The organism is Croceitalea sp. W27 (assembly GCF_055693185.1).
The window spans coordinates 3796946-3822463 of the sequence record NZ_CM146327.1 but is presented as its reverse complement, the minus strand read 5'-3'; the positions used below and the strand labels follow the sequence as shown (position 1 = coordinate 3822463).

The window sequence follows — 25518 nt, the reverse complement described above, 5'->3', positions numbered from 1 at the left end:
CACAATTTTTTTAGAAATTAATTGATACTCCTAATGCATATCGTCTTGTAGTGGGAAAACCATTACCTGCCGAGGTTGGGTCAATATTAGTTGACTTAGGAAAGTTAGGTGCATAATGAAAAATATTCCTTCCTGTCAATGTAAATACGATATTTTTGAAAGGTAATTTTTTAGCGATGGATTTATCTAAACTATACGATAAAGCAACTTCGCGTATCCTAAAAACAGAAGCGTCGAACGTAAAACCTTCTTCAGATTCATAAAAGTTACTAAACGCTGTTCTGTTACTATTTTGCTGAATAGTATTGGGTATAGTATTTCCATTGATATCCAGTATTGGTTCGCCCGTTGCCGGATCCCCATAAACTCCAGGTATCACAAAAGTACCTTCCCTGTTTACTGTAGATAAGCCGGTTCCCCTTTCATAAAGTTCTTCAACAAGACTAGACGTAGCGGTACCACCATCAGTATATTCAAATTGCCCTGATAGCGTGAAGTTTTTATAATTAAACGTATGAATCATTGTAGCAAACCAATTAGGATTTAAATCACCAATAATTTCATCTTGTAAACCAACCTCATCGCTTACTAATAAAACACCGTTACTTGGGTTAATTAAAGCATTGCCCTGTTGATCCCTTACTACATAACTACCAGTACGAACACCTAAAGATTCTCCAACTATAGCTGCTCGATTATTACCAAGATTTACACGTTCTAAATTGTTTGGTAACTCAACCACAGTCGTTTCAAATGCTGTGAAAGTATTTCTGATATTCCAATTAAAATCTGAATTTTTAAAAAAATCTAAACTTAAATCTATTTCTACACCTTCGGTATCAACTCTACCAGCATTTATAGTAGTCGATGTAAAACCTGCCTCAGGCGCTAAATCAGTTTCAAATATTTGATCTCTTGAAATTCTTGAGAATACCGATGCATTTAAAGTAATTACATTGTTGAAAAATTTACCCTCTATACCTAACTCTACTTCTTGGTGTAACTCAGGTTTAAGATTTGGATTTTGTAGTATTGAGAACAACGAATTAGTAACAATTAATCCATCTTCGGTATCCTCAAATTCTCTGGGGTCGGAAGCTAAACTATTTCTTGTTCTAAACTGCCCTGGGAAACCAGCTGAAGTGGCATAAGCACCCCTTAATTTTAAGTAATTAACTGTATTACCTCCAAAATTAAATGCCGATGTTGGTATAAATGATAGGGAGACACCAGGGTAAAATAAAGTTTGATTTTCTTTTTCTAAGTTAGAAGAGATATCATACCTGCCAGACAATCCTAAATACAGATAATCATTGTAATCAAAATCAAATTGTCCAAAAAACCCAGCTTGATTTTGACGATCAAAATCATAATCAATCGCACTATTATTTCTAAAGTTATTAGGCCTAAAGAAACCAAATACAATCTGGTCTGTAAGCACAGATTCTTGTCCTGAGTCTGTATCAAATCTTGAATTTACCCCTAATTGCGATGTAAAACCAATATTTTCTGTTATATCATATTCAGAACTTAAAATAATTGTATTATCAACAACAAACTCAGTATCTGTAGAAATCTCTAAAGTTCCGGTATTTCTTGTCGCTTCATCTATACCATTTCTTGCGCCACTTATAAGTCCTCCCCTATTTCTAAAGTCAAAATCTTCTGCCGTTCTAGTTTGTAGGCCTCCTCTGTATTTTAAGGTATGATGTTCTCCCATTTTATAACTTAGGTTAATACTACCTGTTAATCTACTAATGGTATTTTCTGAACCAGTGTTATTTAAAGTCCACAAAGGATTCTCTGCATTTCTATAAAAAGCGTTAGCCCCAGTTAAAGGATCTTGAAATGGTAGATTATGTATATCTAGATTTCGTGGTATTCTATAGAAAAATTCAAAAATATCTCCACCAGATTGAGATTCTCTAGCTCTTATGCTATACCCTAAAGAAGTAGATAGTATAATTTTATCATTCAATTTCGCGGTCCCGCCTACATTGATATTGAAACGTTGAAAATTATTCGTTCCTATGATTCCACCTTCCCCAGTGTAACCAACAGAAGAGCTAAAAGAAGCATTTTCTCCAGTAGCAGTTACATTTATCGAAACATTACGGCCAATACCTGTTTTAAAAAAGTCATTTACATTATTAGGTACTGGAACAAAAGGTACTTGTACTCCTGCAAATTGTGGGAATCTAGCATCTGATGCAAAAGGATGAGGAACAAAATCTACATCACTAAAACGTGCACCATAACTACCATTATTTTGGAGTGTAGCGGCATCTGTAATAAAGTTATTACCAACTCCATATTCATTTTGAAAGTCTGGCAAATTAGCAATATTATTGGTGTAGGTTGTTATAGCAGCACTTATATTAAAATTTTTCTTGCCTAACCTAGCATTACCACTTTTAGTTTCTATTAAAATAACACCATTTCGACCTGCATTTCCATATAATACTGCGGCATTTAAACCTTTTAGTACGGTAATGTTTAAAATGTCGTTAGGGTCTATATCAAGAATGTTTCCATCAAAAGGGACATTATCCAAAACAATCAAGGCTCCATTGCCTTGGTCAATTGATAAGTTACCACGTATCGTAATGTCCGATCCTGATCCACTACTGTTATCAGTATCAATCTGTACTCCAGAAATTTTACCTTGTAAAGTTCTGGAAAGGTCAGTTTCCGGTCTACCTTGTGTCTCTTTAGTGTCTACTTTAGAAACTGAGTAACCTAGAGCCTTCCTAGACCTTGTAATACCTTGAGCTACAACAATAACTTCATCCAATTCATTAGTGTTTTCTCTCATGGTAACATTCATAAATCCTGTAGAGGCTTGTAATTCAAGAGGAGAAAAACCAATAGAAGTAAAAACCAAGGCAGCGGCTTTTTCTACTGTAATCTCAAAATTCCCATCAAAATCGGAAGCAACCCCATTAGTAGTGCCTTTTTCAACAATAGAAACTCCAGGTAAAGGAACCCCTAGGTTGTCTAAAACTTGACCCGTCACCTTTATCTTCTCTTGAGAGGCTTTCTGGTCGGTGCTATCTGGTTTAATTATGTCAAGTTTTACGGGAGGCGCTTTACTCAGTATCACCTGCTTTCCTCTAACTTTAAAGGAGGTTTGTGTGTTAGTAAATAAAGAGCGTAAAATATTCTGAATCCTAATCTGGTCTACTTTTATCGAGACTTTTCGAGTCAAATCTACATTCTTGACACTGTAGATAAACTTAAACTGCGTAGTGTTCTCTATTTCGTCTAAGACTTTTGCTACTGATATATTCTCTACATCTAGACTGATTCTGGTTCTCTGGGAGTAACTATCGTTGGCACGCATACAAAATACCATAGTTACGAGCAAGAGTGTGGTTAGTTTCATCTTCAAGTCAAATTTAAAAGAAGGCGGTTGTATCCTCCTTTCCAATGGAAGTTTTTTCATACTTTTAAAGTGTTAATTATTGGTTATTCTCGTTAGAGATAATCACTTTAATCCGCCGGGAAATGCTGCAACATTTTCCGGTTTTTATGCTTATCTCTGTTTGATTAAATAATTCCTTTCGGATTTTTTAAAGTTTAATTTTTATTCATTGGCTCTCTTTATATAGATTATATTGTTCTCAATTGTGTAACTTATTTTATAACTGTCCTTAAAGTAACTTAGGATATTTTCAATAGTCTCATTATTAAAACTGGCATTAAAAACTTCTTTATCAAAAGCTTTATTATCACTAACTATAGTAACATTATATACCCGCTCTAATTTTCTGGCAATATTTTCAAAAGTCTGATTTCTAAAAACAAGTAAACCTTGCATCCAAGCGGTATAATCATTAGTATTGACAATTGCTTTACTAATTAATCCACTATTGTAATCAAGTACTCCTTTAGTACCTGGCGTTAAACTTGTGGTTTTAGAATTGCCTTCTTGGGCTAAGTCTACGGCACCTTCAACTAAAATTACAGAGGCAGCCCTATCTTCTTTATATAAAGAGACAACGAATTGTGTCCCCAAAACAGTAACATCCAATTTCTTTGCATTTACGATAAATGGATGCACTTTATCCTGTTCAACATCAAAAAATGCTTCTCCAGTAAGAAAAACTTCTCTTTTTTGACCAGGTAAGAACCTTATAGGATATTTTAATGAGCTCCCAGAATTAAGGAAAACTCTTGTTCCGTCAGATAAAATTAAATTAAATTGTTTTCCGTATGGTACTTTCAGTGTATAGTAAGATAATGTTTCAACTACTGAGTTTTCAGAATAATTAATCACATTTTTATCTTGTTTACCAATTACAACACCTTCATCATTTTGAACTATTCTGGAAATTAATGGATTTAAAATCTCAGTAGTACCATTTTCCGATTCAAGTATAATAGCATCATCTTTTAGAACAATTTGTTCAGCTTTAGCATTTGGAACGAAAAGGGAATCCTTAAAAAAATAGGCCGTTCCTACTAAAAGAATAGCTACAGCAGCATATTTTGCTATAATCTGAAATCTGTTCTTATAAAAAATACTTTTATCATTTCTTATTCTTTGCGTTAGAGCTTTCTTAGTAGAAATATAATCGTCTGCCTTAAAATTATAATCCGAGGCAAAATTGACTTTCACAAAAGTTTTGAAGTAGGTTTCATTTTTGGAATCTTCTAACCAATTTGTCAATTCTTGAAGCTCAGCTTTAGTCGCTGAATCTGTCAAGAATTTTGTTATTAACAATTCGGCTTTTTTATGGTTCATGTGTTTTCTTTTAGTTATTACGAAGCAGATATAAAATACCCTTACATTTTATTATGTTTTTTTTAAACTTTTTTTCACCTTGCAACTGCAGTAGATTTAAAAACCTGATGATATCCAATTAAATCCAGCATGGATTACGAGTTATACCCACACAAAAAGCTCATAAATGACCTTAGAAAGGGTAATGAATCTGCTTATGTGTTTCTTCTTGAAAAATTCCATCGCCTTTTGCTTGTATATGCTACTAGCCTAACTAGAGACAAAACATTATCACAGGATATTGTTCAAAATGTTTTTATAAAGACTTGGGAACAACGTAAAAAACTTAAACCAGAGGCTTCAATCAAAAATTTTTTATTCAAACTTGTTTACACTGAATTTATTGATCAATACAGAAAACTTCAATCAACTAGTGCTTTAGAAAAAAAATATGCTGACACACTAAATCAGTTCATTGAAAAAACAGATATTGAGGAAATACATAATATTCTAGATACCGTAAAAAAAGAAATAGAAAAACTACCTCCTAAATGTAAAGAGGTGTTTTTATTAAGTAGAAAAGAAGGATTAACAAATGTAGAAATAGCTGATTATCTAAAACTATCTACAAAAACTGTTGAAGCTCATATTACAAAAGCGTTTTCAATACTAAGAGGAAAATTCAATGCAACGACATTAATATTATTTTTGAGTTTAAGTACGCTTAACTAAAGAGGCAAAATTATAATTAAAAAATCGTTTTATTTTGATGTAACACATCGTCTATATTAGTCGATTTAGCGATAGTGTTCTGAAAAACGGAACTCACTTCAAGTATTTAAAGGTTAAAGCTTGGTAAGTATTTTTTATATAAAAGAACAGAATCTTATTTAATGCTGCAATCCTAAATTTTAAGCAAACTTTATATAATGAATTTGGATTGTAAACAATCATAAAACATTAGAAATCAATATATTAAAACAATTTTGACGAGGTTATCTATCTTGAGAAAAATGAAAATTTAGAATGTTTGCAAATAAGAAAGTCCCAGAAAGGTTGAATTTTCTGAGACTCTGTAAATATTAGTGATCGCGAAAGGATTACCACAGGTTTTCCTTAGCGCTCAATGTTGCAAATAGAAAACCCAGCAGCTTGCGTCGATTGGCTTTTTATTTATCCCAAAACCCAAACTGAAGTTTGTTCTTTCAATAAATAAAAGAACCACGCCAAGGGGCGTGGTTTCCTGAGTGTCGTGATCGCGAAAGGATTCGAACCTATGACCGTCTGCTTAGAAGGCAACCGATTTATGGTTTTATGTGTTTTTAAAAATATCTAAAATCACTGAAAATCAATTATTTAAAAATCATATGGATTCATATAAAACCATATTATATCTGATTTTGAGTGCAAATTGAGTGCAAATTTTTTTGTATCTTCAATTTATGAAGACCAATATAACGCTCTCGATCGATACACGGCGAAAAAGAAAGGATGGCTTTTGTCCGATTATTTTCAGATTGAGCCATCATCGAAAGACCATTGCTATTTCAACCGGATTTGCCGTTCCGCCAGAATACTGGAATGAAAAAAAGCGTGAAGTTAAGAGAACGTACAAAGGAGTCTCATCTGTTGCCCGTTTGAACAATCTGCTGACTAAAAAGAAAACTGAACTACGGGACGACATTAACTCATTAGAGGAAAACAAACAGTTGGAAAGTATGAGTATAACCGACTTGAAACGTAACCTCACCAAAGCGACCAAAAGGACTTCCTTCTTCGAATATACTCAACAACTCATTGATGAAATGCAAGAGGCCAACCGTTTCGGTAATGCTAGGGCCTATAGGAGTGCTTTGGGTGCGTTAAGAAATTTTCATAGGAAGAAGAGCCTACGTTTCGAGGAAGTGAACTATGCCTATCTCAAAAAGTTTGAGACCGCTCATTTAAAAAAAGGAAATAGTGTTAACGGACTATCAACTTATATGCGTACAATTAGGGCCATTTATAATAAGGCCATCCATCAGGATATTGTATCGGCTGATAGTTATCCGTTCAGAAGATATAAGATAAAATCGCAACCTACGGCGAAACGGGCAATCAGTAAGGATAAGATCAAACGGATTCTAGATTTGGAGTTGGAACCCGATAGCCCATTATTTCATACACGCAACTATTTTCTATGTTCCTATTTGATGAACGGTATCTCATTTATTGATATGGCCTTTCTGAAAGTTGGTAATATCGTTGAAGGCAGAATCCAATACAGTCGGCAAAAGACCGCTAGACCTTATGATATTAAAATAACCACTCAGCTCTCCTCTATTCTTGGATACTATTTAAAGGATAAGAAGAAATCGGATTTTATTTTCTCAATAGTACGTAGGGAAGACCTACAAGATCAATATTATGACGTGCAATGGGAAAGAAAACGCTACAACAAACGGTTAAAAGAAATTGCTGAACTCTGCGATATTGAAGAAAAACTCACGAGCTACGTAAGCCGACATTCCATGGCTACGAATCTTATTCTTGATGACGTACCCATTAATTCACTCAGTAAAATGCTAGGCCATAGTAAACTTCAAACAACGGAAATTTACATCAAAAATCTGCCGACCCATATTATGGATGAATATCAGGATAGGCTTAAAATTTGAAAAAATCGAAAGAGAAAAATATTAAAAGAATAATTCAATTTAATTCACTTATAATGGGGAGATAAGGAAATTTGTTGATGTGGATAGCGTAGATATGAAAACTTCTTATTCTTATATGACCTTTTGAATCTGGGTTTTCAGGTGTTTTTTTATTGATTTTCGATTTTATTTTTTTTTGACACCTCCTTTGGGATTGGAAGATTATGAATTTGGTAAAACTCCAGTCTATCCCAAAATGCTTTATGTAATAAAATTTGACCCATATTTATGTAAAACATTGTGCATCCCGATAACCCCATGGGATCCCTCCATTCTAAAACTACCCAATTTCCATCCTCAAGGAGATTTTCAACGATGCAAACCATTGTAGTTGAACTAAAATCCTTGCTAAAATTTTTAGTGATTAAATTTTGTCCTCTCAAAATGTTTCCGCCAGAGCTTGTATATGTTGCCTCAACATGATACAAGCTACTTAAACCGTTTAAATCTTGATTATTAAAAAAAGTTATCCATTCTTCAATTACGCGTTTAGGTTTCATTTGTACTTTGCTTTAAAACTTAGTGTTAGAAAATCTCGTTATTATATTTATCTAGTCTCAAAATCTTTTTCAAATTAGATTTTTTTTGAACAAGAATTATATTCTATAGCTGGTTAACTTATTGTGAAAATCACTAAAAAGTAAAATATAGAGGGACACAGAAGACACCCGAGCCCGCTATATAGAGTAGCACTTATCGCTCCATACGGAACTAGTTTTTTGTCAATAGTCGTTAATCCCGCAACCACTCCAGCAGTTGAACCTACAATAGCTCCCAAAACAACAGCAGCGATAGGATTATTAATCTTAAATTTAGTCGAAAAAAGAGGAATAAGGATAATGGTAACAATTGTTTTCACAACTCCGGCACCAACACTTAGGGCTATAATTTCAGAATCTACCCCTAAGGTACTTCCAGTAATTGGTCCTATAATATAAGAGCAGGCTCCTGCTGAAATTGTAGTGATGATTTCAGGGTTAGTATATCCAAAGGATAAACAGATTAATGTGCCAATAAGAAATGAGCACATAATCCCTATAACCAGACTTATTATAACTATGGTCCAATTACCCTTAATTTTGGCCAGATCCGCTTTCATAGCGGTTGCTACCACTGTAAAATCGCGAAACATTGAGCTGCCCAGAAACGCGACACCCCCAAAATATACAAAATCAGATATCCCTCTTTGATGTCCAAAGTAAGCAAAAAACAAGCCGAAAATCATAGCTATTGCTACGCCAGGAACTCTTTTTTTACTAATCTTTATAGAAATCCAGTAGCTTCCATACATAACTATAGCAACCACTATAAACGCAAACAAAAAATCATTTTCATTGATTAGTTTCGATAAAGTTTCAACCATCCTAATTTTTTGATTTACAGTATTTAAGAATAAAGGGGATTAGACCAAAGGTCAAGGATGTAGCAAAAATCCCGGAGAGGATTGCAACGAATGCTTGTGATAATGCATCACTTACGTTTAAAGTTGCAACCATACACCAAATAACCGGAACATACATGGAACCCCAAAAATTAACCCCACTTACTATATCCTCCCTAAGTACGTTTCGTTTTTCAAGAAAAGTCTTTAGAAAAATAAGTAGAAATATTCCAAAACCCACGCCTCCTATATCTCTGTTAAATCCAAAAACACTTCCAGTCCAGACTCCAATTACTTTACCAAGAAAAAAACACATAGATAGCAATGCAACACCATAAATTCTATTCATAATAAGTGAATTATTGAGAAGTGATAGGTAATTAATTTATTATTTAATAGAGCTTTATCTCTATGCCTTCTTCTAGGTATTGTACATTTTTGTTTATAAAATTATATCCCTTAACTTCATGATGTATAATGTAGAAAGAAGTATTTTGAAATTTTTCCGCATGCTGGTCAATTTCTTTAAAAGAGGCATGTTCTATTGTAGACCTTTGTCGACCATCTAAAACGACAGTTGGAGATTGGGATATAAAGTCATAAAAGTTTTTGTCGTATCCTGAATCACCTGAGTAAGCAAGAATAATATCTCCCTTATATTCCAAAAGAAAACCAAAGCAAGGATATGAGTGCTTGGATTTTTTGAGTATCATTCTAGTTTCATTATTTAAATGTATTACTCCATTTAAATCCTGAGAATTCCAAATGGCAATATCTTCAATTTTAGTTCCTACCTCATATATTTCATTAAGCCTGAATTTTTTAACCAAATAAAGAACCGTATCGTGTCCAAAAATGTTAATTCGCCTTCCTTCCTTTTTAAGAAACTCAAATATTAAACATGGTAATTCTCCCGTGTGATCAATGTGATTATGCGTTACAAAAAGGTTTACTGGCAAACTATTTCCAATATACCTTTGATAGTTCAATAATGTCCCCAAGCCACAATCCACAAGTATGTATGGCTTTTCCTTTTCATAAATTAGAAAAGAAGAACTTGCAACACCTCTTAATATATAAGAACTGCCATTGCCTACTCCTAAACACTTTAAACTGAATTCCAAAAAATACTTTTTAAAAGCACATGCCATATAGGCATATTCAATTCCTTAATACACTTAACTAAATTTAATCAACTAGCCAACTAATAAAAGGATTGCTGCTTAAATGTGAATTATAATATTTTTTATTACCTGTGACTTCCTCGCCTACCCATGAAGGAATATCTTGAGGCGCTTTGTCGGTTTCCAATTCTATTTCTGCTATCATTAGTCCCATATTCTCATCCTCATATACATCAACTTCCCAGTTTTCTCCCTTAAAAGGAACAATGTGCCTTTTTTTATTTATGATGGCATTTTGACACAACTTGAGAAGTCTTCTTGCATCCAAGTATGGTATTTCGTATTCAAACTCTTCTCTTAGTGTATTAGCTTTTGATTCCTTTATCGTCAAGAAACCGAGTTGGTTTTTAATCCTTATCCTCACTTCAATCTCCTTGTTAATCAACAGATAACCTTGACATATTTGAAAGGTGCTTTGAATATTCTTTTTCCATGCATTATTGGAAATCAAGTATTTTCTTTCAATTTCTGTTCCCATATTTTAAAGTTCAATTATGTTTTAAGTTGCTCAGGTAAGTGGTCTAATCGATTAAGTTCAAGCAAATACCACCTTCCATTGTTCCATTCCAAAGACATAATTCCTGTATTCAATATTTTTGCACTAAAGCAATCGTCATTTGCAATAATTCTAAGGGCTGTTTTCATAAAACCCCCATGTGAAACTGCCAGCACTCGTTTATCATTTTTATATGCTTTTTCTATCATTAACTTGAGGGCTCTGTTAACCTGCAACTTCATGTTATGGTATCTTACAGAACCCTCCCAAGGTTCTGTTTTTTCCGTTAACGGATCAGTTTTAAATGGTAAATCTTCGGAAACTTTAAAATCTGCCTCTTTTAAACAGTTATATTTCTGATATGAGTGCCCTATGGACTCTGAAATAATATCTGCTGTCTCCAGGGCTCTAATTAGTGGACTGCTTAGAAAAACATGTGTATTATACAAATTGGTTGATTTCAACCACTTCGCCAGATAACTCGCTTGTGTCCTACCTACCGCAGAAAGGCTTGTGTTCCATTCTCCCTTACCAAGTTCTTGTCTTAATGATTGTGCATGCCTAATGATATGAATTCGAATTCCATTATGTTTCATGAATTTTAGATTTAGGTTCTTTGGGAGTGGTCTATTTATCATAAGTGCTCAGCGGAAACCTTAATGTTAAATAATCCTCGAAGACAGCTAGATATTCTGTATGTTTTATCTTTAAAGGAAAACACAAATAATAATAAATGTGGAAACTTAAAAATCACTTTTCCATAAATGATAAATTACTGATGATTCATGCTGATGATGCGGGGATGTGTCATGCCCAAAATGTTGGAATTATTAATTGTTTGAAGTTCGGATTGGTCAAGTCCTACAGCATTATGGTGCCCTGTCCATGGTTTCATCACATCTGCGATTTCGCACTTAAAAACCCAGAATTTGACTATGGCATTCATTTAACTGTCACTAGTGAATGGAAAATATATAAATATTCTCCTATTCTTTCCAACCAACAGGTTCCAAGTCTTATTACTAAAAATGGTTTTTATCATTCAAGTGTAAATGATTTAATACTCCGGGCTAACCCTAACGAAGTTTTTCAAGAATTATCTGCCCAAATTGAAAAAGCATTTCATTTTGGATTGCGACCGTCACATCTTGATTGCCATATGTTTGCTTTAACATCAAAGCAAGATTTTCTAGAAATATACCTAGAGCTGGGCAAGAGATTTAACTTACCTGTCTTAGTAAATAAGTCAATAAATAAATTCTCCAAGATAAATTTAGATATTTATAAAGAAGAGGAGCCCATTATAATGAACAGCAGTACACATATGGCTTACTTCATGCAAAATAGTATTCCCAACTTAAATAATTACTATGATTCTATTATAGATAGTCTAAAACCTGGTGTTAATATCTTATTGATACACCCAGCGGTTGCTAATGACGAAATGAATTCCATTGCCGAGGAGGTTATTGACTATGGGGTCCAATGGAGGAGACAGGAACTTGACTACTTTACATCAGAAAAAACTGCAAAAAAGCTTAAAGATTGCCAGGTGCAACTACTTAGTTGGAAAAACTTCATTTGGTCAAACTAGTGTGATAAAGACTATCATTATATGTCTACAAGAATTTTCACAATTCCGGATGAATGTATTCATGAATTCTTATCAACGAATACATTTTCCAAAACACCCTCCATCAAAACCTGTTTTTCTTTTAAATAATGATTTTGCTAGTTGAATAATTTTATCAAAAACCTTTGCGATTTTGTTATGCTTTCACTTACAACAATTCTTATAAAATATATGTCTCTTTCTGTTTTGGCTTTAAATTTTAAAACAATGGTCTTTCTATTTTTTCTAAAAAAGAATTTTACATCAGCAACTCTAACTAAAGGCAACGGATAATCTAAAAATTTTTCACAAAACTTATTGACATTACTTACCGTAGTATTTTTGTCTATGCTTAAAAAAGCTTTAGAATATATCGCCTCAGGTATGCCTTCTCTTTTTATTATTACACTTGACCTAGCTATTCTCATATCATCTGGTATAAGCCTGTGTAAATCTGGCATTCTATCGTATTGATTGCTTAAGACTGCATTTCCAAAAGAAAAGAAGTCAAATAAAAGTGGGGATATTCCGAAGCAGCTGTACAATTCAAATATAGTACTCATTTCAAGTATCTTTTTACCAAAAATGATAGTTAAAAGATTTTATTCATTTAAGACAAGTTTGCTTTCGGTCCTTTTATCTGATAATGGTCAAGACTCTTACTGTCTAAACCAGTAATAGTATTGAACTAAATCTAATTGTGAGTTTAAAAATTCTCCGGCTAAAACGCAAACAAGATTAATTGGCGAGTAGGTAATTAAAATCTATTCTCCTCTTCTGTAGTTCTTTCCTTGGTGTTGGTAGTTTGAATTGATTTTTTACCTCCAAACTTTAAGTTTAACGAAAATGTGGCGACTCTGGTTTCAAAATCATAGGTTTTCCTATTCAATAAATTTAAAAGGGGTTCATTTGTATTGAGCAGCCAGTCATTGGTGTTAAAAATATCTGTAATCGATAGTGACATAGAGAAGTCCTTGGATAAATCTTTTTTCAAAAACAAATCCACTTGCCCAGGGGTGTCTCTTAGGTCCAATCCAGCATAATACGGACTTTGATAATATCCAGAAATATTTATGCTAAAATTGTCATTTTTGCCAAAAGAATAGAAAAGACTAGAACCAATATTAACAAAAGACCTGGAAAGGGAAACTTCAGAGTCATCTTCAAATATGTTACGCAATTCTTGATATTTCAATGATGTTGATAAATTCATTTCAAGCTTATTGAACTTATACCTTCTGGAAAATGTAAAATCTACCTCATCAATTCTATCAAAATTAATTGCTTTAATAATTTGAAAGCTATCATTGGTGTCAGAAGTGGGCTGAAAACCAACTATAGGATTTTTCTCGGGGGTATATGAAATAGAAAAATTATTTTTTTTAAGTTTTAAAAAAATCTTGTATTGATTGGAGAAACCAAAAACCAAACTAGTATTTCCGGTGAAATAGGTAAGGGGGTCTAAGAAAACAACAAAAGGAGCCAAATCTTTAAATTTTGGACGTTGAATCCCTCTATTATATAGGAACGATAATTGTGTTTGTTCAGAAAAAGTAAATTCAAGATTTAAATTTGGCAAAAAATTTCTATTATCCAATCTCAACAAATAAGCGTTAGAAATTTTATCGAATAGACGATAATTAAGATATTCGAACCTTAATCCAGATTGTAAATTGACTTTCTCAAATTGCAATGAGAGGCTACCATAAAGTGCATAATTCTTTTCAGAAAGGAAAACATCCTCGCTAAATTCTTCATTAATCACTTCTCCTCCCCCATTTGTTATATCTCGAACTTCAACAAAATTATCTAAAGTAGAATTTGAGTATTTCCCGCCAAACCCAAAATTGACGCCCTCTTCTCTAGTAGTTTCATAGCTAATATTAGAAACCCAAATATCTATAGGGGTTATTTTTTCTGAGAAGGTTTGCAATTCCCTGTCCGAACTAGACTCCTGTATTGTTATATCATATACATGATTATTCGTATTCTTATAAAACAAGTAATCTAAACCTAAATCTAAAATGCCCTTGGGACCCTTTTTTGAATAATAAATTCCACCAACATAATTATCCCAATTGTCACGTTCATTATCGATTGTTAATATATTTTGGTTAGGAAAGTCACTTTGCAACACAGATGTTGAGTTATCAGCAAACATTTTCCAACGGTTGGTTTGGCTGTTGAAATTAATCCCAATAACTGAGCTTCCTATTTCAGTTTCAAAAAAAAGAGAACTGGATATTGACTCTACCCGTGGTTTTCTAAAAGTCCTTGTATCTATATTGAAAACCGAATTCTGAGGACTATTCTGTCTATTAAATTCCCAAATTTCTTCCGTATTATTGACATTAAATTGAAATTGAGTACCAAGTATACTTTTGTCTGTTTTAATAGTAACACCAGCTCCTCCTCCATATTTGTCTGCTACACCATATCCGTAATTTGAAAATACATTTCCTGATATGCCAGTTTCCTTTCTTTTTTTAAGTAATATGTTAACCACTCCACCGGAAGAATTTCCATTATACTTGGCACCGGGATTAGTAATAAACTCGATTGATCTGACATCACTAGAATTAATACTCTCTAAATAAGAAACCACTGTTTCTGGCGGCAATAAAACTTCTCTAGAGTTAATATAAATTGCGACATTACCCTTGCCATTTAACAAAATCTCTTTATTAAGCTGATCCACGCCAGTACTAGAATTCCTTTTTAATAAATCAACCACTGATAAAGCAGAAGATGTATTTTTTTCATTATAATTAGAAATAACTTTATCGCTTTTAAACTCGTTGGAAACCTTGTTAACAGCTAAAGTTATTTCTTCAAGTTCATTGACTTCTTCCATCATCATAATAGAGGGTAATTTTAAAAAACTGTTCTTTTTTGAGACATTAATTATATCAGAATAGAAAGCCCGATATCCAATGTAACTAGTCTTTATAAGAAAGTTTCCGTTAGGAACGTCTTCAAATATGAACTCCCCTTCAATGTCAGTTATCGTACCTTTAACATTTATGGAATCAGTAATTCTAATTAAAACAACATTGACATAGGCCAAAGAATTTTTTGATTGATCTGTAACAACACCGGAAATAGTGCTTTGAGAAAAGCTTTGGTTAACTAAGAACAAAGAAACAAACCAAGCGTACTTGACAAACTCCAAGAGTATTCTAACTGAACTCTGTCTGAGGAATATATATTTAAACACTGGAGTGTACATATTGCGATTACATCTTTTTGACTAATGACCTTTAAATTTCAGATTTGTTTTTTAAAAAAAAGACTCTTTTTTCTTACAAATAAAAGTAATTAAACTTCTTATAAGTTTTTCAAGTTTTTCGAATTAATTTGTAAGAGTTGGATTTTCTAAGTAGTAGCTTGAAGTTAATACGCTAGGTAGTTTGTTACCAACCTTTTACATGCTTGATTTAAAATGATGCTTCCTTTAAAGCACCAAAAAGGATTATTTCATATTGCAATTAAGAGAGTTGACTTTTAACTAGGTTTAACTTTTCGATAGCCTCCTTCAGATTTAAATTTGAGGTAAGTTGGAAGATTGTTTTTTCTTCATTATCAATCCCTATAACTCTTGGGTTTTTTAATATCTTTTCTATTTCATCTTTGGAAAAATGATTAAGTAGTGCCCTTCCGAAAACAAATTCCTTGATATCCTTTTTTTCTCCCGTATCATGATTTTTTCCAAAGCGCAAAAGTTCAACTATTGCCTCTAATGGACCTGCTGACAAATGCGCCCCGTTTTGAGAAATTGAAACTTCCTTAATTCCTAAAAATTTCTTGTTTTTTAATAGCGCCCCTCTTATACTACCTTTTTCTGCAATTAATGGATTTGTCGAGCCTAGAAAATTTTTTCTCGCACAGAACCAATCTTTTTTCCCTTTAAGGGTAAACACTGGTATTGCTAAGCTATTTCCATCATATTCTTTAAACTGCGCAGGGGCAAATCCGTTTATGACATATAATTCATTTTTATCATAATTTAATCTCCCACAAAATGCTGAAGGTGCAAGTTCACAATGCTTTAAAGGTCTGCACAAGGTGGCTAAACCATTTGGACCAACCGAGGGATACTTTTCAAGAAACTCATATGCTCCCAGTATATTTACGCAAGATGGAAGAAAACCAAAGTTTCTTTGAAATTCAAATCTCCAATCTCTACCATTCAGTTCTTTTGCGGTCAATGCATGTTTATGTATTTCACCATAATGATTTTGAATGATATTATGTTTTGTTAAATAAGAACAACTTAAAAAATAAACATTTTGTATACGAAGATTCTGTTTTTTGATAATATCAAGAATCAACCTTAATCTTCTTATAAGGTATTTTCGATCTTTAGTTATTAACAAATGAGGCTTAATGAAAAAACAAAATTGATTTCCATAGTCTTCCGTTTCATATGTTACTAATTGAAATGATTTGCTTTCAAAGTTCAGGATTCTTTTGGCTAGAGCTTGAGGAGTAATCATAAATCTAAGATAAGTTCAAAAGTTAGAGCAGAGTTAGATTTAAAGAGAGATTATTTTGTTATCTGAAAACAATGTGTTCTCCTGCTCAGTTACCCTTATGAAAACTGTTCCTTCTTTTAACCCTTTTAGACTTTTTTTACCAACATAGCTACAAGTACTTCTTAACCCACCCAGAATATCAAGTAATGTGTTCCTAACATATCCCTTGATTTCCATTCTAACACACTTCCCCTCACTGGCTCTATATTTACGATGAACACCTTCATATTTAAGCATTGCTTGGGAAGAACTCATGCCATAAAATTCCAAAAATTGCTGTCCAGAATCATGTGAACCGCTATTATTTTCGTGATGACCTGCCAGCATACCACCTAACATAACAAAATCTCCACCAGCCACAAAAGCTTTTGCGATATCGCCTGGGTTTTTACATCCCCCATCTGACATTATATTACCACCTAGCTTATGGGCTTTTTCAGAACACTCAATTATAGCTGAAAGTTGAGGATAGCCAACACCGGTTTTTATGCGTGTAGTACATACCGAACCTGATCCAATTCCAATCTTAACAATGTTGGCACCTACATTGATTAATTCTTCAACCTTTTCAGGACTTACAACATTACCCGCAATTAATATTTTATCGGGAAACTCTCTTCTTATTCTTTTTACTACACTCTTTATTTGATTTATGTATCCGTTAGCTACATCAACACAAATAAAAGGAATCTTTGAAGTGCAACTCATTATATCAACTAGCTTTTGAAAATCTTGATGGCTTACTCCTATACTGACACCAATATTTTCTAAAACTTCATCACTTGTCCTATCAAAAAATTCTATCCACTGTTTTAAAGTGTAGTGCTTTTGGATTATGGTTAACATTTTGAATTTTGAAAGCTCAGTGGCCATTTCAAAAGTGCCTATTTTGTCCATGTTTGATGCAACTATTGGGATACCTCTCCATTTTTGATTCAAATATTTAAAGGAAAAATCTCTTTCCAATTTCACTTGAGACCTACTATCAATGGATGAGGAACAAGGCTTAATCATCACATCTTTAAATCCTAATTTTACGCTATTTTCAATTCTCATAAACATTATTTAGATAACTAGATTTATACTTATAGAATATTCTTTGTTTAATTTTTAATGTGTTCCGCAGAAAGTAATCACTCCAAGTGTTGTAAAAAGATTCAAATTAATAATATTGCTTTTAGGCCTCGCAGCTATTGCAAGCCATTAAATTCCTTGAGAATTCTTGAGCAGCATTCACGGAGTGTTGATAGTATAAGGATTTTATCCCAAGTTTGGCGGCCATAAGATATAATGAATTAATCTCCCTTGTAGGTGTTTTGGGATGAATCATGAGGTTTAAGGACTGACCCTGATCTATATATACCTGCCTTTGAGCTGCTTGTTGAATAACTGATAGTTGGCTAATTTCAGAAAAAGTCTTGAAGACATTTTTTTCGTGTAAGCTTAAAAAATCCAGATGTTGGACAGAACCATCCCTTTCTAGTATTGACGACCAAACATCTGAACTGTTTTTGTTCTTTGATTTTAAAACTTTTGTCAATACTGGATTTCTAAACGTAGTTTTTAGCTTAGATAAGTCTTTCACAAAGTAGTTAGACTTTATTGGTTCTATCCCCTGCGAAACATTTCCCAAAATAAATGAACTGGATTTTGTAGGAGCAATTGCCATTAGGGTTGTATTTCTTCTTCCTATTCCTTTTAAGATTTCAGGTTCTCCGAATAGTTTTGCCAAGTAGGTACTTGCATTATATGCCTGTATTTTTATTGATTTGAATACGGTATTATTAATTTTCATAGCATCCATAGAGTCAAAAGCCACCATTTTAGATTGAAGATAGCTATGCCACCCAATTACGCCCAATCCCAAAGCTCTATGTCTTAAAGCAAATTTACGAGCTCTTTCCATGAATTTCATATTTTCTGTCTTTTCTACAAACTCGGTTATTACTGTGTCCAGAAACATTACAAGTATTTTAATTGCATCCGTATCTTTCCATTCATCATAAAATAACAAGTTCATTGAAGACAAACAGCAAACAAATGATTCATCAGCCGATGATGGTAACATTATCTCGGAACACAAATTACTTCCATAAATCTGTGAGTCCTTGTAGACTGTAGGTTTTCCGTTATTAGCGTTATCTTTAAAAAAGATGTAGGGTATCCCAATTTCTGAACGGCACTGCAAAATCTTAGCCCAAAGCCTTCTTTTATTAAAATCTCCATTCTCCATCGATACTAACCAGGAATTACCTACACAGATTCCATAGTAGACCAATTGTATTGGATTTCCTTCAAGTTGAGTATTTAACCATTCTTCAATGTCAGGATGTTCGATATCAATATATCCTGCAAATTGTCCTTTTCGTATTGTCCCTTGGGAAATTGTGTCAATAAGTGAATCAAACAAGGAAAAGAAAGGGAAACTCCCATCTGTTTTTCCGCTATCCTTAATAACACTTCCTCTTTCTCTGATTTCCCCAAAATAGGCCGAAGTGCCTCCTCCATATTTGGACATTGTTCCAACTTCTGCTATAGTATATAAAATAGATTCTATTGAATCCTCAATGTAAGATGAAAAACAGCTAATCCCAAGGCCTCTATCTAAGCCATAATTTGACCAAACTGGGGAAGAAAGGGAAAACCAGCCTCTAGAAAAATAATTGTAAAATTTCCCCGCATATCCCTCTATCCCAAGGTAATTTTCTGCAGTTTTGGCTATTTGCATTATTCGTTCCTCTGCAGTTACCTCAGGTAATAAATAACCACGATTAAGAAATTTTCTACTATCTTCATTAATCCACTTAAATGTCATGATACCTCTTTTTTAGTAAATCAGGATGATATTTTTACTTTTTTATGTAATATCGGTCTCAGTATTTATTACTCTGAAACCATAGGTGTTTGTTAATTGGATATTGAAAAAAGGGCTAGCTTAACGTTCAGATAGGAAACTAGGCTGTCAAAAAAGATCTTCGGCTTGTATGCTTTGTTGTTTCTTCGAATATGCAATGCTCCTTTTGTTGAAAAAATCTAGGTCTTTAGTAGCCAAAACTTCTTCATCAAACCACATAGTGGTCTCAATATCTTTCCAATCTATTTCAAAGGGTGGCTTAATTTCCAGTTCCTGTAAGGATATATTTAATCTATTTCTGATAAAGTTTTGAATAGTTTTTTTTGGCAAAAAATCTAATTCACCTTTTTCAAAAATCCAATTTAGGATTTTCTGTTCAGCTTTGTCAGCCTTTATACAGGCTTGGCAAATTTCATGTTCAAAAGCTGCGTTAAACCAATCCGGATTTTCTCCCTTAATAATCTTTATTAACTCAATACCGAATTTTCCGTGTATATCTTCCTCTTTTGAAGTGGCCTCCACAATATTGGAGATTCCCTTGAAAAGGTTTTTATACTTATTAAAAGCCATAATTATTAGAAATTGACTAAATAATGATACGTGTTCCACGAAAACTGAAAACAGTAAAATCGAATATGTAAATCTCTTATTGTCCATTTGTCTTTCCAATGCCAAGTAATCGGAAAGGTAATTTATACGATCAGCAATGGCTGGAACCTGACTGATACTTTTGAACTCTTCATTTAGTCCTAGTTTTTCCAATAGAAATGCATAAGCATCTGCATGTCTAACTTCAGATTCAGCAAAGGTCATACCGACTGCTCCTACTTCAGGTTTAGGAGCTCTAGAATAAATTCTAGCCCAGAAGGTTTTAACGGAAATCTCTATTTGAGAAATTGCCAGTAGTGTATTCTTGATAACATTTTCTTCCTTTGGCGAAATGTTTGTTTTGAAATCTTGAATATCTGATGTTATGTTATATTCGGTATGTAACCAATAGGAATGTCTTATACTCTCTTTAAAACCTACAAGGCTTGGGTATTCATAAGGTCTATAATTGATTCTTTTTTCGAATAAACTCATTTTTAATGTTTTTTTGTTCTTCTAAATTGGCAATACATCAAAAAAGATGTATTTAGCCACATTTTCATTAATATTGAAACTAGCAAAAAATATAACTGATAGAATATGAAAGAAGTACTGAACTTAAACAATGCAGGGCTCGATGATTTTCCTGAATTAAATTTCCTCTTTAAGGAAATAAGCTTATTTAACAACAAAATATCTGTAATATCAAATAATCTTTGGAATCAACATGAGCTTGAGATTCTTAATATTTCTGCTAATCTTATAACTGAAATCCCAGAAGATTTAGGAAAGCTCAAAAATTTAAAAATGATAGATTTTGGACATAATAATATTTCAAAAATTCCCGATTCGATTGGAAATTTGGTCAATTTGAACTCCTATCTATATCTTCATAACAATCGATTAACTTCACTTCCTGAAAAAATTTCTGAACTAAAAAAAGTAACGTATCTCAATATTAGCGAAAATAAAATTGAGATTCTTCCGAATACGATAGGGAACCTTAAAAGTTTAGTTGAGTTAAAGGTTGAAAAAAATTCTTTGACAAAACTCCCAGAATCTTTTTGCGGGCTGAGTAAATTAATATATTTAAACCTTGCCAAAAATAAAATAGGCAGCTTACCAAAGTGCTTTGAAAATTTGAGCAATCTTCGATTTTTGAATATTGATGATAATCAACTAAAACAATTACCTAATTGCAATCCAGACTTACGTGAAATTTCCCTTAGGAATAACGAAATAAGAGAAATTCCAGAGAGTATTGAAAGGTTTGAGTATTTACGCACATTAGATCTCAGAGGAAATAAAATAATTGAACTTCCTAAAGAAATTCTGAACCTTAAATATCTCGAAAGATTAGATTTAAGATGGAATATAAATTTAAGAATCCCAAGTTGGTCAAACCAATTATTGGATAGAAAATGTGTTTTCTATTATTAGTTCAAATCTTCTAAAGTGTAAGTTGAATATTTTAAAAAAGTCAAGTGTTACGTTCGAACATTATATTATCAATTGAATTAATAATATCTTCATTGGCATTTTTTTGAAACAATACTTCATCGGGATTATTCCTAATGTTAGATTTATATTTTGGTATTTTTTCAAGGAAGCTCTGCAAACGATTAAAACTAATATTGTCCACAGATTTTCCGAATCCATACTTATCAATGATATGTGCATTGAAATGTTGCTCGTATCTATCGTTTGGAATTACTAAGGCAGGCTTTTCTAGATACATCAACTCAGACATAAAGGTGTGTCCAGCTGTTGATATTATCGCATAGCATTTAGCCAATATTTCATAAAAGCTTTGATGGCCAATTTTTTGCACTTTTATATTTTGAGCTTTGACTTTTTTTAGAGCTGAAAAGTAACCTTCATAATTTGCAGTTACAATCACAAAAGAATAATTTGGAAGCTCTTTTAAGATGGATACCATTTCAATGCTAGTAAAGGGATAATGATTAAACGACGATAAATAAACTAATATTAAGTGGGAATCTTCTTCTATATTTTTAGACTTAAGATTAACAATACGATTTCTGATTATTGGACCAAAGCTTATTATCTTCTGCCTCTTCATCTCATCCTCATCATCAGCGAATTGAAAGAATGAATTAACTATTCGCAAATTGGCCTTTGGAAAAAACAAATTTAGTCGGCAAAAATCTGCCTTTGGACTATATGTCAAAATTTCGGGGAAGTGGGTCAACAAATATTTACTTTGCTGATCCAACGTAATTAGGGGCAAATCCATTGAATACGCCATTATCGCCGAGACAGGTTCGTAATTGGTTATTACAATGTCTGGAATACCCAAAAACGTCTTAGCAGAGTGAAGCGCATTAAAATTAAGGGTAAAATAACCTACATCCCTATTGATTGGTTCTTCTGCTGTTGTTTTGAAGTCTATACCTGTAAAGTCAGTATGGACCCATGGTACATTTACCTGAAATACTTTAAAATCCCCATCTGATTTAAACTCAGATTGAAAATATTCAAAGCTGTCACCAAAAGCTAAAATTCCAAGCTTATATCCCCTGAACAGATATTCTTCAATGAAGGGCAAAGATTCATAAACATGTCCCCTACCAATGCCACATACTCCAAATAAAATTGATTTTTTTTCCATTCTATATTTTTAAATGCACTAATTAAGTTGAAGCCAATAATAGAAATATGAATAATTCATGAAAAAGTAAGGTTTGCATCTATTAGGAACATTATTTCTAATTTCATGATGGACTTAGGCATCAAAATGGTCTATTCAGGTTGATTTTTTTAAGTAACCCTTAAACAATCTCAAAATTATCATTACATATACCTAAGGACTTTGCCGATCTCTGATATTTAATATCTTCTGTGATTTCCACTCCAAACCTTTTTCTCAAAGACTTTGTCAAGGCAGGAATTAATTGAACAACTCTTGGGTCTTTCGTAACTTCGTCACTAATTCTTGGAAATAAGGATAGTTCAACTTCGCTAATCGCAACTTCTTTTCTTTCAGATTCGGGAAGTCTTAAATTAGTTACTGTATATCTATCAATACTACACCTTAATGCGTCCATACTATCCAACCACACAAAGAATGTGTATCGATAATCATCAAGGCAAATAGATGGATAAAGGTCTTTAGGATTGATTCCATGATTTCTTTGAAGCACTATTCCTGGATGTTCAATATCATTTCTGGACATTAAAGACGTTACTATTTTAACAGCCTCTTGGGATGATGGGGCTTCTTGAATAGTCTTTTTTTCATGACCGGAAAATACATACCGGTGGTCATCTCTAACTCCATCCGCAGTGACCGGGTGTTTATAAGCACAAAATGCATGGGTTATTATATTGCAAGAGGTACGCAATAAAGCTCCGGTAGGTAAGACTTGGTAATCTTCTGTATCATAGTAGATAGCGATGTTTAATGGGGCGTTAGTTCTGGCATCTTTCTTTTCAGCTATTTTAGCTCCTGGAACTAAATCTCCTATTTCCTGAGTAATCGAATCCAACCAAGAAAAGTAATCTTCTTGAGAAACATCATCCATTTCTATTTTGACACCCAATTGTTTAAACAAAAATTGATTCCCATTTTGCTCAAGGACTTTCGTGGGCATTTTTAAATCTCTCATCTTATCTAATTTTAAGTTAATCTTTATATAGCTACTAATTCCTCCTTATTTAAAAAACTAAGTATTTTTTCAAGTTTAAATTTCATTTCTTTGGGGGTAAACATCTTATTAGTAATGTTTAAATTCTGTGTTGGATAAACATCGCTATAAACAACTGCAAAGTCTCTGATTCTGGGACCTCTTAAAACCATTGTGCAGCAGGGTTCGTTTTTATCTATATTAAGTCTATGAATTGTCTCTCCCGATAAAAAATAAGTATCATTATGGTTTTGACATTCTTCTGACGATTTTTCAAGCTTAACATTCTCTATTAATTCATAAAAATCATTAATGATATTTTCACCTGAGTTATCTGGAAAATATCTATATGATTTATAATTACTTTCTTTACTGCTCTTAATCTCAAAAATCTCAGAGTGAAGATTACCAATAATAATCTTAGACCAAAAGCTGAACCTATGCTCATGAATTAGCTCATCTTCAACCTGTTCATCTGTAAATGGGGGTAACCAAAAATGAAAAGTCAATCTATACGCTGACGTATTTGCACTATCTACAATCACAATTTTATCAAAATGGTTCACATGTTTATAAGATCTCGATGCGACTTCATTCAACGAACTTTCGTCGCTAATAATATTTTTAAGAAGAGGTATTAAAAAACTTGGATGTCCAATAAGTCCATGTAAGTTTTTAGTTCTTAAATCTTCTACTGGTATTCCCGACGCACTGTGATTATTAACCAGACGGGTTACTTCTTTTAAGGTAGGTTCAATTGAAAAATCCATGATTGCATAGTTTAAATTAATAAAAAAATTATTTTTAAATGTTGTATTTCAGATACTTAGACAATATACTTCGTGCTAGAAATTTCTAATTACAATTTAGAATTCAACTAGGCAGAAGATGAGTTTATACCCACAATATTTTAAATTCTTGAAAGGTAGCTTACGGGCAAGACAGCAGTTATATTGTTATTAAGTGATTCTATTCTGACGAACACCTTACTCTTATTCTCTTCAGTTAATATGACACACTCTAATCCGCAAAGCGGGCCGTAGTTTATAATTTTCTTTTCCCCTTTCTTTATATTAGAACAGGAAGTAGAAATTTCACTTATTCCATCTATTTTTAACAGCCGTTTTATCTTATCTATTTCTTCGTTTCTAACCTTAGCAAGTTTTTGACCTGTTTTGAGATATCTAATTACTCCTTTAAAAGTCAGGGGCATGTAGAGTTCTTTATTAGATTTTGCCTTGAGAAAAACATAAGAGGGAAAAAGGGGTAAAACAATCTTTTTCTTTCGATCACTCCATTGTCTTATAGTAGTATAAGTAGGAAGGAAAGAATCAATATTGTTTTCCTTTAAAAGCTTACTAATCTTTATTTCATACTTGCTTTTTACATGTAGGACATTCCATACGTTGGAATCGTTGTTCATGGTGAGTAATTTTTGGGTTATATGTTATACAAGTGCTTGCTAAGAAAAATCTAAACACTTCTATATCTCGGTAGACATCCCTAATATGAACTATTATGGGGAATAAACAGGGCTACGCCGCTCTGACTTACATCAGTATAAATATCTAAATCTATATTCTTGTTAAGGAAAGTTTGGAGTATAAATGTATTATATTTCGTTATTATAATTGAGGTATTTTCCCTCAATCTTTGCAAAATATAATTTTCAAATTCAAAAAAAATTAAACTTAAGCAATATTGAAATACCTTTCTTGTTATTATTTATAAAACCTATTTACGTCTATGAACACATCATAAAATTTTGAATAATTCTTTTAGCAAGGAACTCGACAATC

22 protein-coding genes are annotated in these 25518 nt (G+C 32.8%); 4 read left to right on the top strand and 18 right to left on the bottom strand.

The window, feature by feature from the left end:
* Positions 1-10: 10 nt before the first annotated feature.
* Both ACZ1GR_RS17460 and ACZ1GR_RS17455 read right to left on the bottom strand, forming a co-directional pair.
* Positions 11-3385 carry a SusC/RagA family TonB-linked outer membrane protein gene (locus tag ACZ1GR_RS17460; protein WP_472610128.1) on the bottom strand — a complete coding sequence of 1125 codons (3375 nt, stop codon included), beginning with the start codon at positions 3383-3385 and terminating at the stop codon, positions 11-13.
* A 201-nt stretch (positions 3386-3586) separates the two neighbouring features.
* Positions 3587-4747, bottom strand: coding sequence for a FecR family protein (locus tag ACZ1GR_RS17455; RefSeq protein ID WP_472610127.1), 1161 nt, complete (start codon positions 4745-4747; stop codon positions 3587-3589).
* Between the two features lie 129 nt (positions 4748-4876).
* On the opposite strand from ACZ1GR_RS17455, the gene ACZ1GR_RS17450 reads away from it, so the two are divergent.
* Entirely contained in the window at positions 4877-5458 is a 582-nt protein-coding gene (locus ACZ1GR_RS17450) for an RNA polymerase sigma factor (RefSeq protein ID WP_472610126.1), read from the top strand.
* A gap of 710 nt (positions 5459-6168) precedes the next feature.
* Positions 6169-7383 (top strand): phage integrase SAM-like domain-containing protein, encoded by a 1215-nt coding sequence (locus tag ACZ1GR_RS17445; RefSeq protein WP_472610125.1) that lies wholly within the window; start codon positions 6169-6171, stop codon positions 7381-7383.
* A gap of 149 nt (positions 7384-7532) precedes the next feature.
* Here the strand turns inward: ACZ1GR_RS17445 and ACZ1GR_RS17440 are convergent, their stop codons facing one another.
* The 6 genes from ACZ1GR_RS17440 to ACZ1GR_RS17415 form a co-directional block, all read right to left on the bottom strand.
* On the bottom strand, positions 7533-7922 hold the full coding sequence (locus tag ACZ1GR_RS17440) for a nuclear transport factor 2 family protein (protein ID WP_472610124.1): 390 nt from the start codon (positions 7920-7922) through the stop codon (positions 7533-7535).
* A gap of 113 nt (positions 7923-8035) precedes the next feature.
* A complete protein-coding gene (locus ACZ1GR_RS17435) occupies positions 8036-8785 on the bottom strand; it encodes a malonate transporter subunit MadM (protein WP_472610123.1) in 750 nt (249 codons plus the stop codon).
* A gap of 1 nt (position 8786) precedes the next feature.
* Complete coding sequence (locus ACZ1GR_RS17430; protein WP_472610122.1) at positions 8787-9152, bottom strand: malonate transporter subunit MadL; 366 nt, start codon at positions 9150-9152, stop codon at positions 8787-8789.
* A 43-nt stretch (positions 9153-9195) separates the two neighbouring features.
* The gene (locus ACZ1GR_RS17425; RefSeq protein ID WP_472610121.1) at positions 9196-9927 is read right to left on the bottom strand and encodes an MBL fold metallo-hydrolase; all 732 of its coding nucleotides are present in this window, start codon (positions 9925-9927) and stop codon (positions 9196-9198) included.
* A gap of 64 nt (positions 9928-9991) precedes the next feature.
* Positions 9992-10465: a CYTH domain-containing protein gene (locus ACZ1GR_RS17420; RefSeq protein ID WP_472610120.1), complete on the bottom strand. Its 474-nt coding sequence runs from the start codon at positions 10463-10465 to the stop codon at positions 9992-9994.
* A gap of 14 nt (positions 10466-10479) precedes the next feature.
* Positions 10480-11079 (bottom strand): histidine phosphatase family protein, encoded by a 600-nt coding sequence (locus tag ACZ1GR_RS17415; protein ID WP_472610119.1) that lies wholly within the window; start codon positions 11077-11079, stop codon positions 10480-10482.
* Between the two features lie 137 nt (positions 11080-11216).
* Here ACZ1GR_RS17415 and ACZ1GR_RS17410 point away from each other — a divergent pair, with 137 nt between their 5' ends.
* Positions 11217-12077: a polysaccharide deacetylase family protein gene (locus tag ACZ1GR_RS17410; RefSeq protein ID WP_472610118.1), complete on the top strand. Its 861-nt coding sequence runs from the start codon at positions 11217-11219 to the stop codon at positions 12075-12077.
* A 137-nt stretch (positions 12078-12214) separates the two neighbouring features.
* On the opposite strand, the gene ACZ1GR_RS17405 is transcribed toward ACZ1GR_RS17410, so the two are convergent.
* The 6 genes from ACZ1GR_RS17405 to ACZ1GR_RS17380 form a co-directional block, all read right to left on the bottom strand.
* Complete coding sequence (locus tag ACZ1GR_RS17405; protein WP_472610117.1) at positions 12215-12556, bottom strand: hypothetical protein; 342 nt, start codon at positions 12554-12556, stop codon at positions 12215-12217.
* A 296-nt stretch (positions 12557-12852) separates the two neighbouring features.
* Entirely contained in the window at positions 12853-15267 is a 2415-nt protein-coding gene (locus tag ACZ1GR_RS17400; RefSeq protein WP_472610116.1) for a TonB-dependent receptor domain-containing protein, read from the bottom strand.
* Positions 15268-15583: 316 nt separating this feature from the next.
* The gene (locus tag ACZ1GR_RS17395) at positions 15584-16591 is read right to left on the bottom strand and encodes a hypothetical protein (RefSeq protein WP_472610115.1); all 1008 of its coding nucleotides are present in this window, start codon (positions 16589-16591) and stop codon (positions 15584-15586) included.
* Positions 16592-16630: 39 nt separating this feature from the next.
* Positions 16631-17686, bottom strand: coding sequence for a GMP reductase (locus tag ACZ1GR_RS17390; RefSeq protein ID WP_472610114.1), 1056 nt, complete (start codon positions 17684-17686; stop codon positions 16631-16633).
* A gap of 121 nt (positions 17687-17807) precedes the next feature.
* Complete coding sequence (locus ACZ1GR_RS17385) at positions 17808-19445, bottom strand: ribonucleoside-diphosphate reductase subunit alpha (protein WP_472610113.1); 1638 nt, start codon at positions 19443-19445, stop codon at positions 17808-17810.
* A 147-nt stretch (positions 19446-19592) separates the two neighbouring features.
* Complete coding sequence (locus tag ACZ1GR_RS17380; protein ID WP_472610112.1) at positions 19593-20567, bottom strand: ribonucleotide-diphosphate reductase subunit beta; 975 nt, start codon at positions 20565-20567, stop codon at positions 19593-19595.
* Positions 20568-20672: 105 nt separating this feature from the next.
* On the opposite strand from ACZ1GR_RS17380, the gene ACZ1GR_RS17375 reads away from it, so the two are divergent.
* On the top strand, positions 20673-21512 hold the full coding sequence (locus ACZ1GR_RS17375) for a leucine-rich repeat domain-containing protein (protein WP_472610111.1): 840 nt from the start codon (positions 20673-20675) through the stop codon (positions 21510-21512).
* A gap of 40 nt (positions 21513-21552) precedes the next feature.
* Here ACZ1GR_RS17375 and ACZ1GR_RS17370 read toward each other — a convergent pair whose 3' ends face one another.
* From ACZ1GR_RS17370 to ACZ1GR_RS17355, 4 genes are all read right to left on the bottom strand, one after another.
* A complete protein-coding gene (locus tag ACZ1GR_RS17370; protein WP_472610110.1) occupies positions 21553-22704 on the bottom strand; it encodes a glycosyltransferase family protein in 1152 nt (383 codons plus the stop codon).
* Positions 22705-22864: 160 nt separating this feature from the next.
* The gene (locus ACZ1GR_RS17365) at positions 22865-23686 is read right to left on the bottom strand and encodes a hypothetical protein (protein ID WP_472610109.1); all 822 of its coding nucleotides are present in this window, start codon (positions 23684-23686) and stop codon (positions 22865-22867) included.
* A gap of 38 nt (positions 23687-23724) precedes the next feature.
* Positions 23725-24489 (bottom strand): hypothetical protein, encoded by a 765-nt coding sequence (locus ACZ1GR_RS17360; protein ID WP_472610108.1) that lies wholly within the window; start codon positions 24487-24489, stop codon positions 23725-23727.
* A 140-nt stretch (positions 24490-24629) separates the two neighbouring features.
* Positions 24630-25142, bottom strand: coding sequence for a UpxY family transcription antiterminator (locus ACZ1GR_RS17355; RefSeq protein WP_472610107.1), 513 nt, complete (start codon positions 25140-25142; stop codon positions 24630-24632).
* Positions 25143-25518: the final 376 nt, after the last annotated feature.

Excerpts from the sequence above, each read along its gene's own strand:
- ACZ1GR_RS17460 (WP_472610128.1), bottom strand. The coding sequence starts at position 3,385 with ATGAAACTAACCACACTCTTGCTCGTAACTATGGTATTTTGTATGCGT.
- ACZ1GR_RS17455 (WP_472610127.1), bottom strand. The coding sequence starts at position 4,747 with ATGAACCATAAAAAAGCCGAATTGTTAATAACAAAATTCTTGACAGAT.
- ACZ1GR_RS17450 (WP_472610126.1), top strand. The coding sequence starts at position 4,877 with ATGGATTACGAGTTATACCCACACAAAAAGCTCATAAATGACCTTAGA.
- ACZ1GR_RS17445 (WP_472610125.1), top strand. The coding sequence starts at position 6,169 with ATGAAGACCAATATAACGCTCTCGATCGATACACGGCGAAAAAGAAAG.
- ACZ1GR_RS17440 (WP_472610124.1), bottom strand. The coding sequence starts at position 7,922 with ATGAAACCTAAACGCGTAATTGAAGAATGGATAACTTTTTTTAATAAT.
- ACZ1GR_RS17435 (WP_472610123.1), bottom strand. The coding sequence starts at position 8,785 with ATGGTTGAAACTTTATCGAAACTAATCAATGAAAATGATTTTTTGTTT.
- ACZ1GR_RS17430 (WP_472610122.1), bottom strand. The coding sequence starts at position 9,152 with ATGAATAGAATTTATGGTGTTGCATTGCTATCTATGTGTTTTTTTCTT.
- ACZ1GR_RS17420 (WP_472610120.1), bottom strand. The coding sequence starts at position 10,465 with ATGGGAACAGAAATTGAAAGAAAATACTTGATTTCCAATAATGCATGG.
- ACZ1GR_RS17415 (WP_472610119.1), bottom strand. The coding sequence starts at position 11,079 with ATGAAACATAATGGAATTCGAATTCATATCATTAGGCATGCACAATCA.
- ACZ1GR_RS17410 (WP_472610118.1), top strand. The coding sequence starts at position 11,217 with ATGTGGAAACTTAAAAATCACTTTTCCATAAATGATAAATTACTGATG.
- ACZ1GR_RS17405 (WP_472610117.1), bottom strand. The coding sequence starts at position 12,556 with ATGCCAGATTTACACAGGCTTATACCAGATGATATGAGAATAGCTAGG.
- ACZ1GR_RS17395 (WP_472610115.1), bottom strand. The coding sequence starts at position 16,591 with ATGATTACTCCTCAAGCTCTAGCCAAAAGAATCCTGAACTTTGAAAGC.
- ACZ1GR_RS17390 (WP_472610114.1), bottom strand. The coding sequence starts at position 17,686 with ATGAGAATTGAAAATAGCGTAAAATTAGGATTTAAAGATGTGATGATT.
- ACZ1GR_RS17385 (WP_472610113.1), bottom strand. The coding sequence starts at position 19,445 with ATGACATTTAAGTGGATTAATGAAGATAGTAGAAAATTTCTTAATCGT.
- ACZ1GR_RS17380 (WP_472610112.1), bottom strand. The coding sequence starts at position 20,567 with ATGAGTTTATTCGAAAAAAGAATCAATTATAGACCTTATGAATACCCA.
- ACZ1GR_RS17375 (WP_472610111.1), top strand. The coding sequence starts at position 20,673 with ATGAAAGAAGTACTGAACTTAAACAATGCAGGGCTCGATGATTTTCCT.
- ACZ1GR_RS17370 (WP_472610110.1), bottom strand. The coding sequence starts at position 22,704 with ATGGAAAAAAAATCAATTTTATTTGGAGTATGTGGCATTGGTAGGGGA.
- ACZ1GR_RS17365 (WP_472610109.1), bottom strand. The coding sequence starts at position 23,686 with ATGCCCACGAAAGTCCTTGAGCAAAATGGGAATCAATTTTTGTTTAAA.
- ACZ1GR_RS17360 (WP_472610108.1), bottom strand. The coding sequence starts at position 24,489 with ATGGATTTTTCAATTGAACCTACCTTAAAAGAAGTAACCCGTCTGGTT.
- ACZ1GR_RS17355 (WP_472610107.1), bottom strand. The coding sequence starts at position 25,142 with ATGAACAACGATTCCAACGTATGGAATGTCCTACATGTAAAAAGCAAG.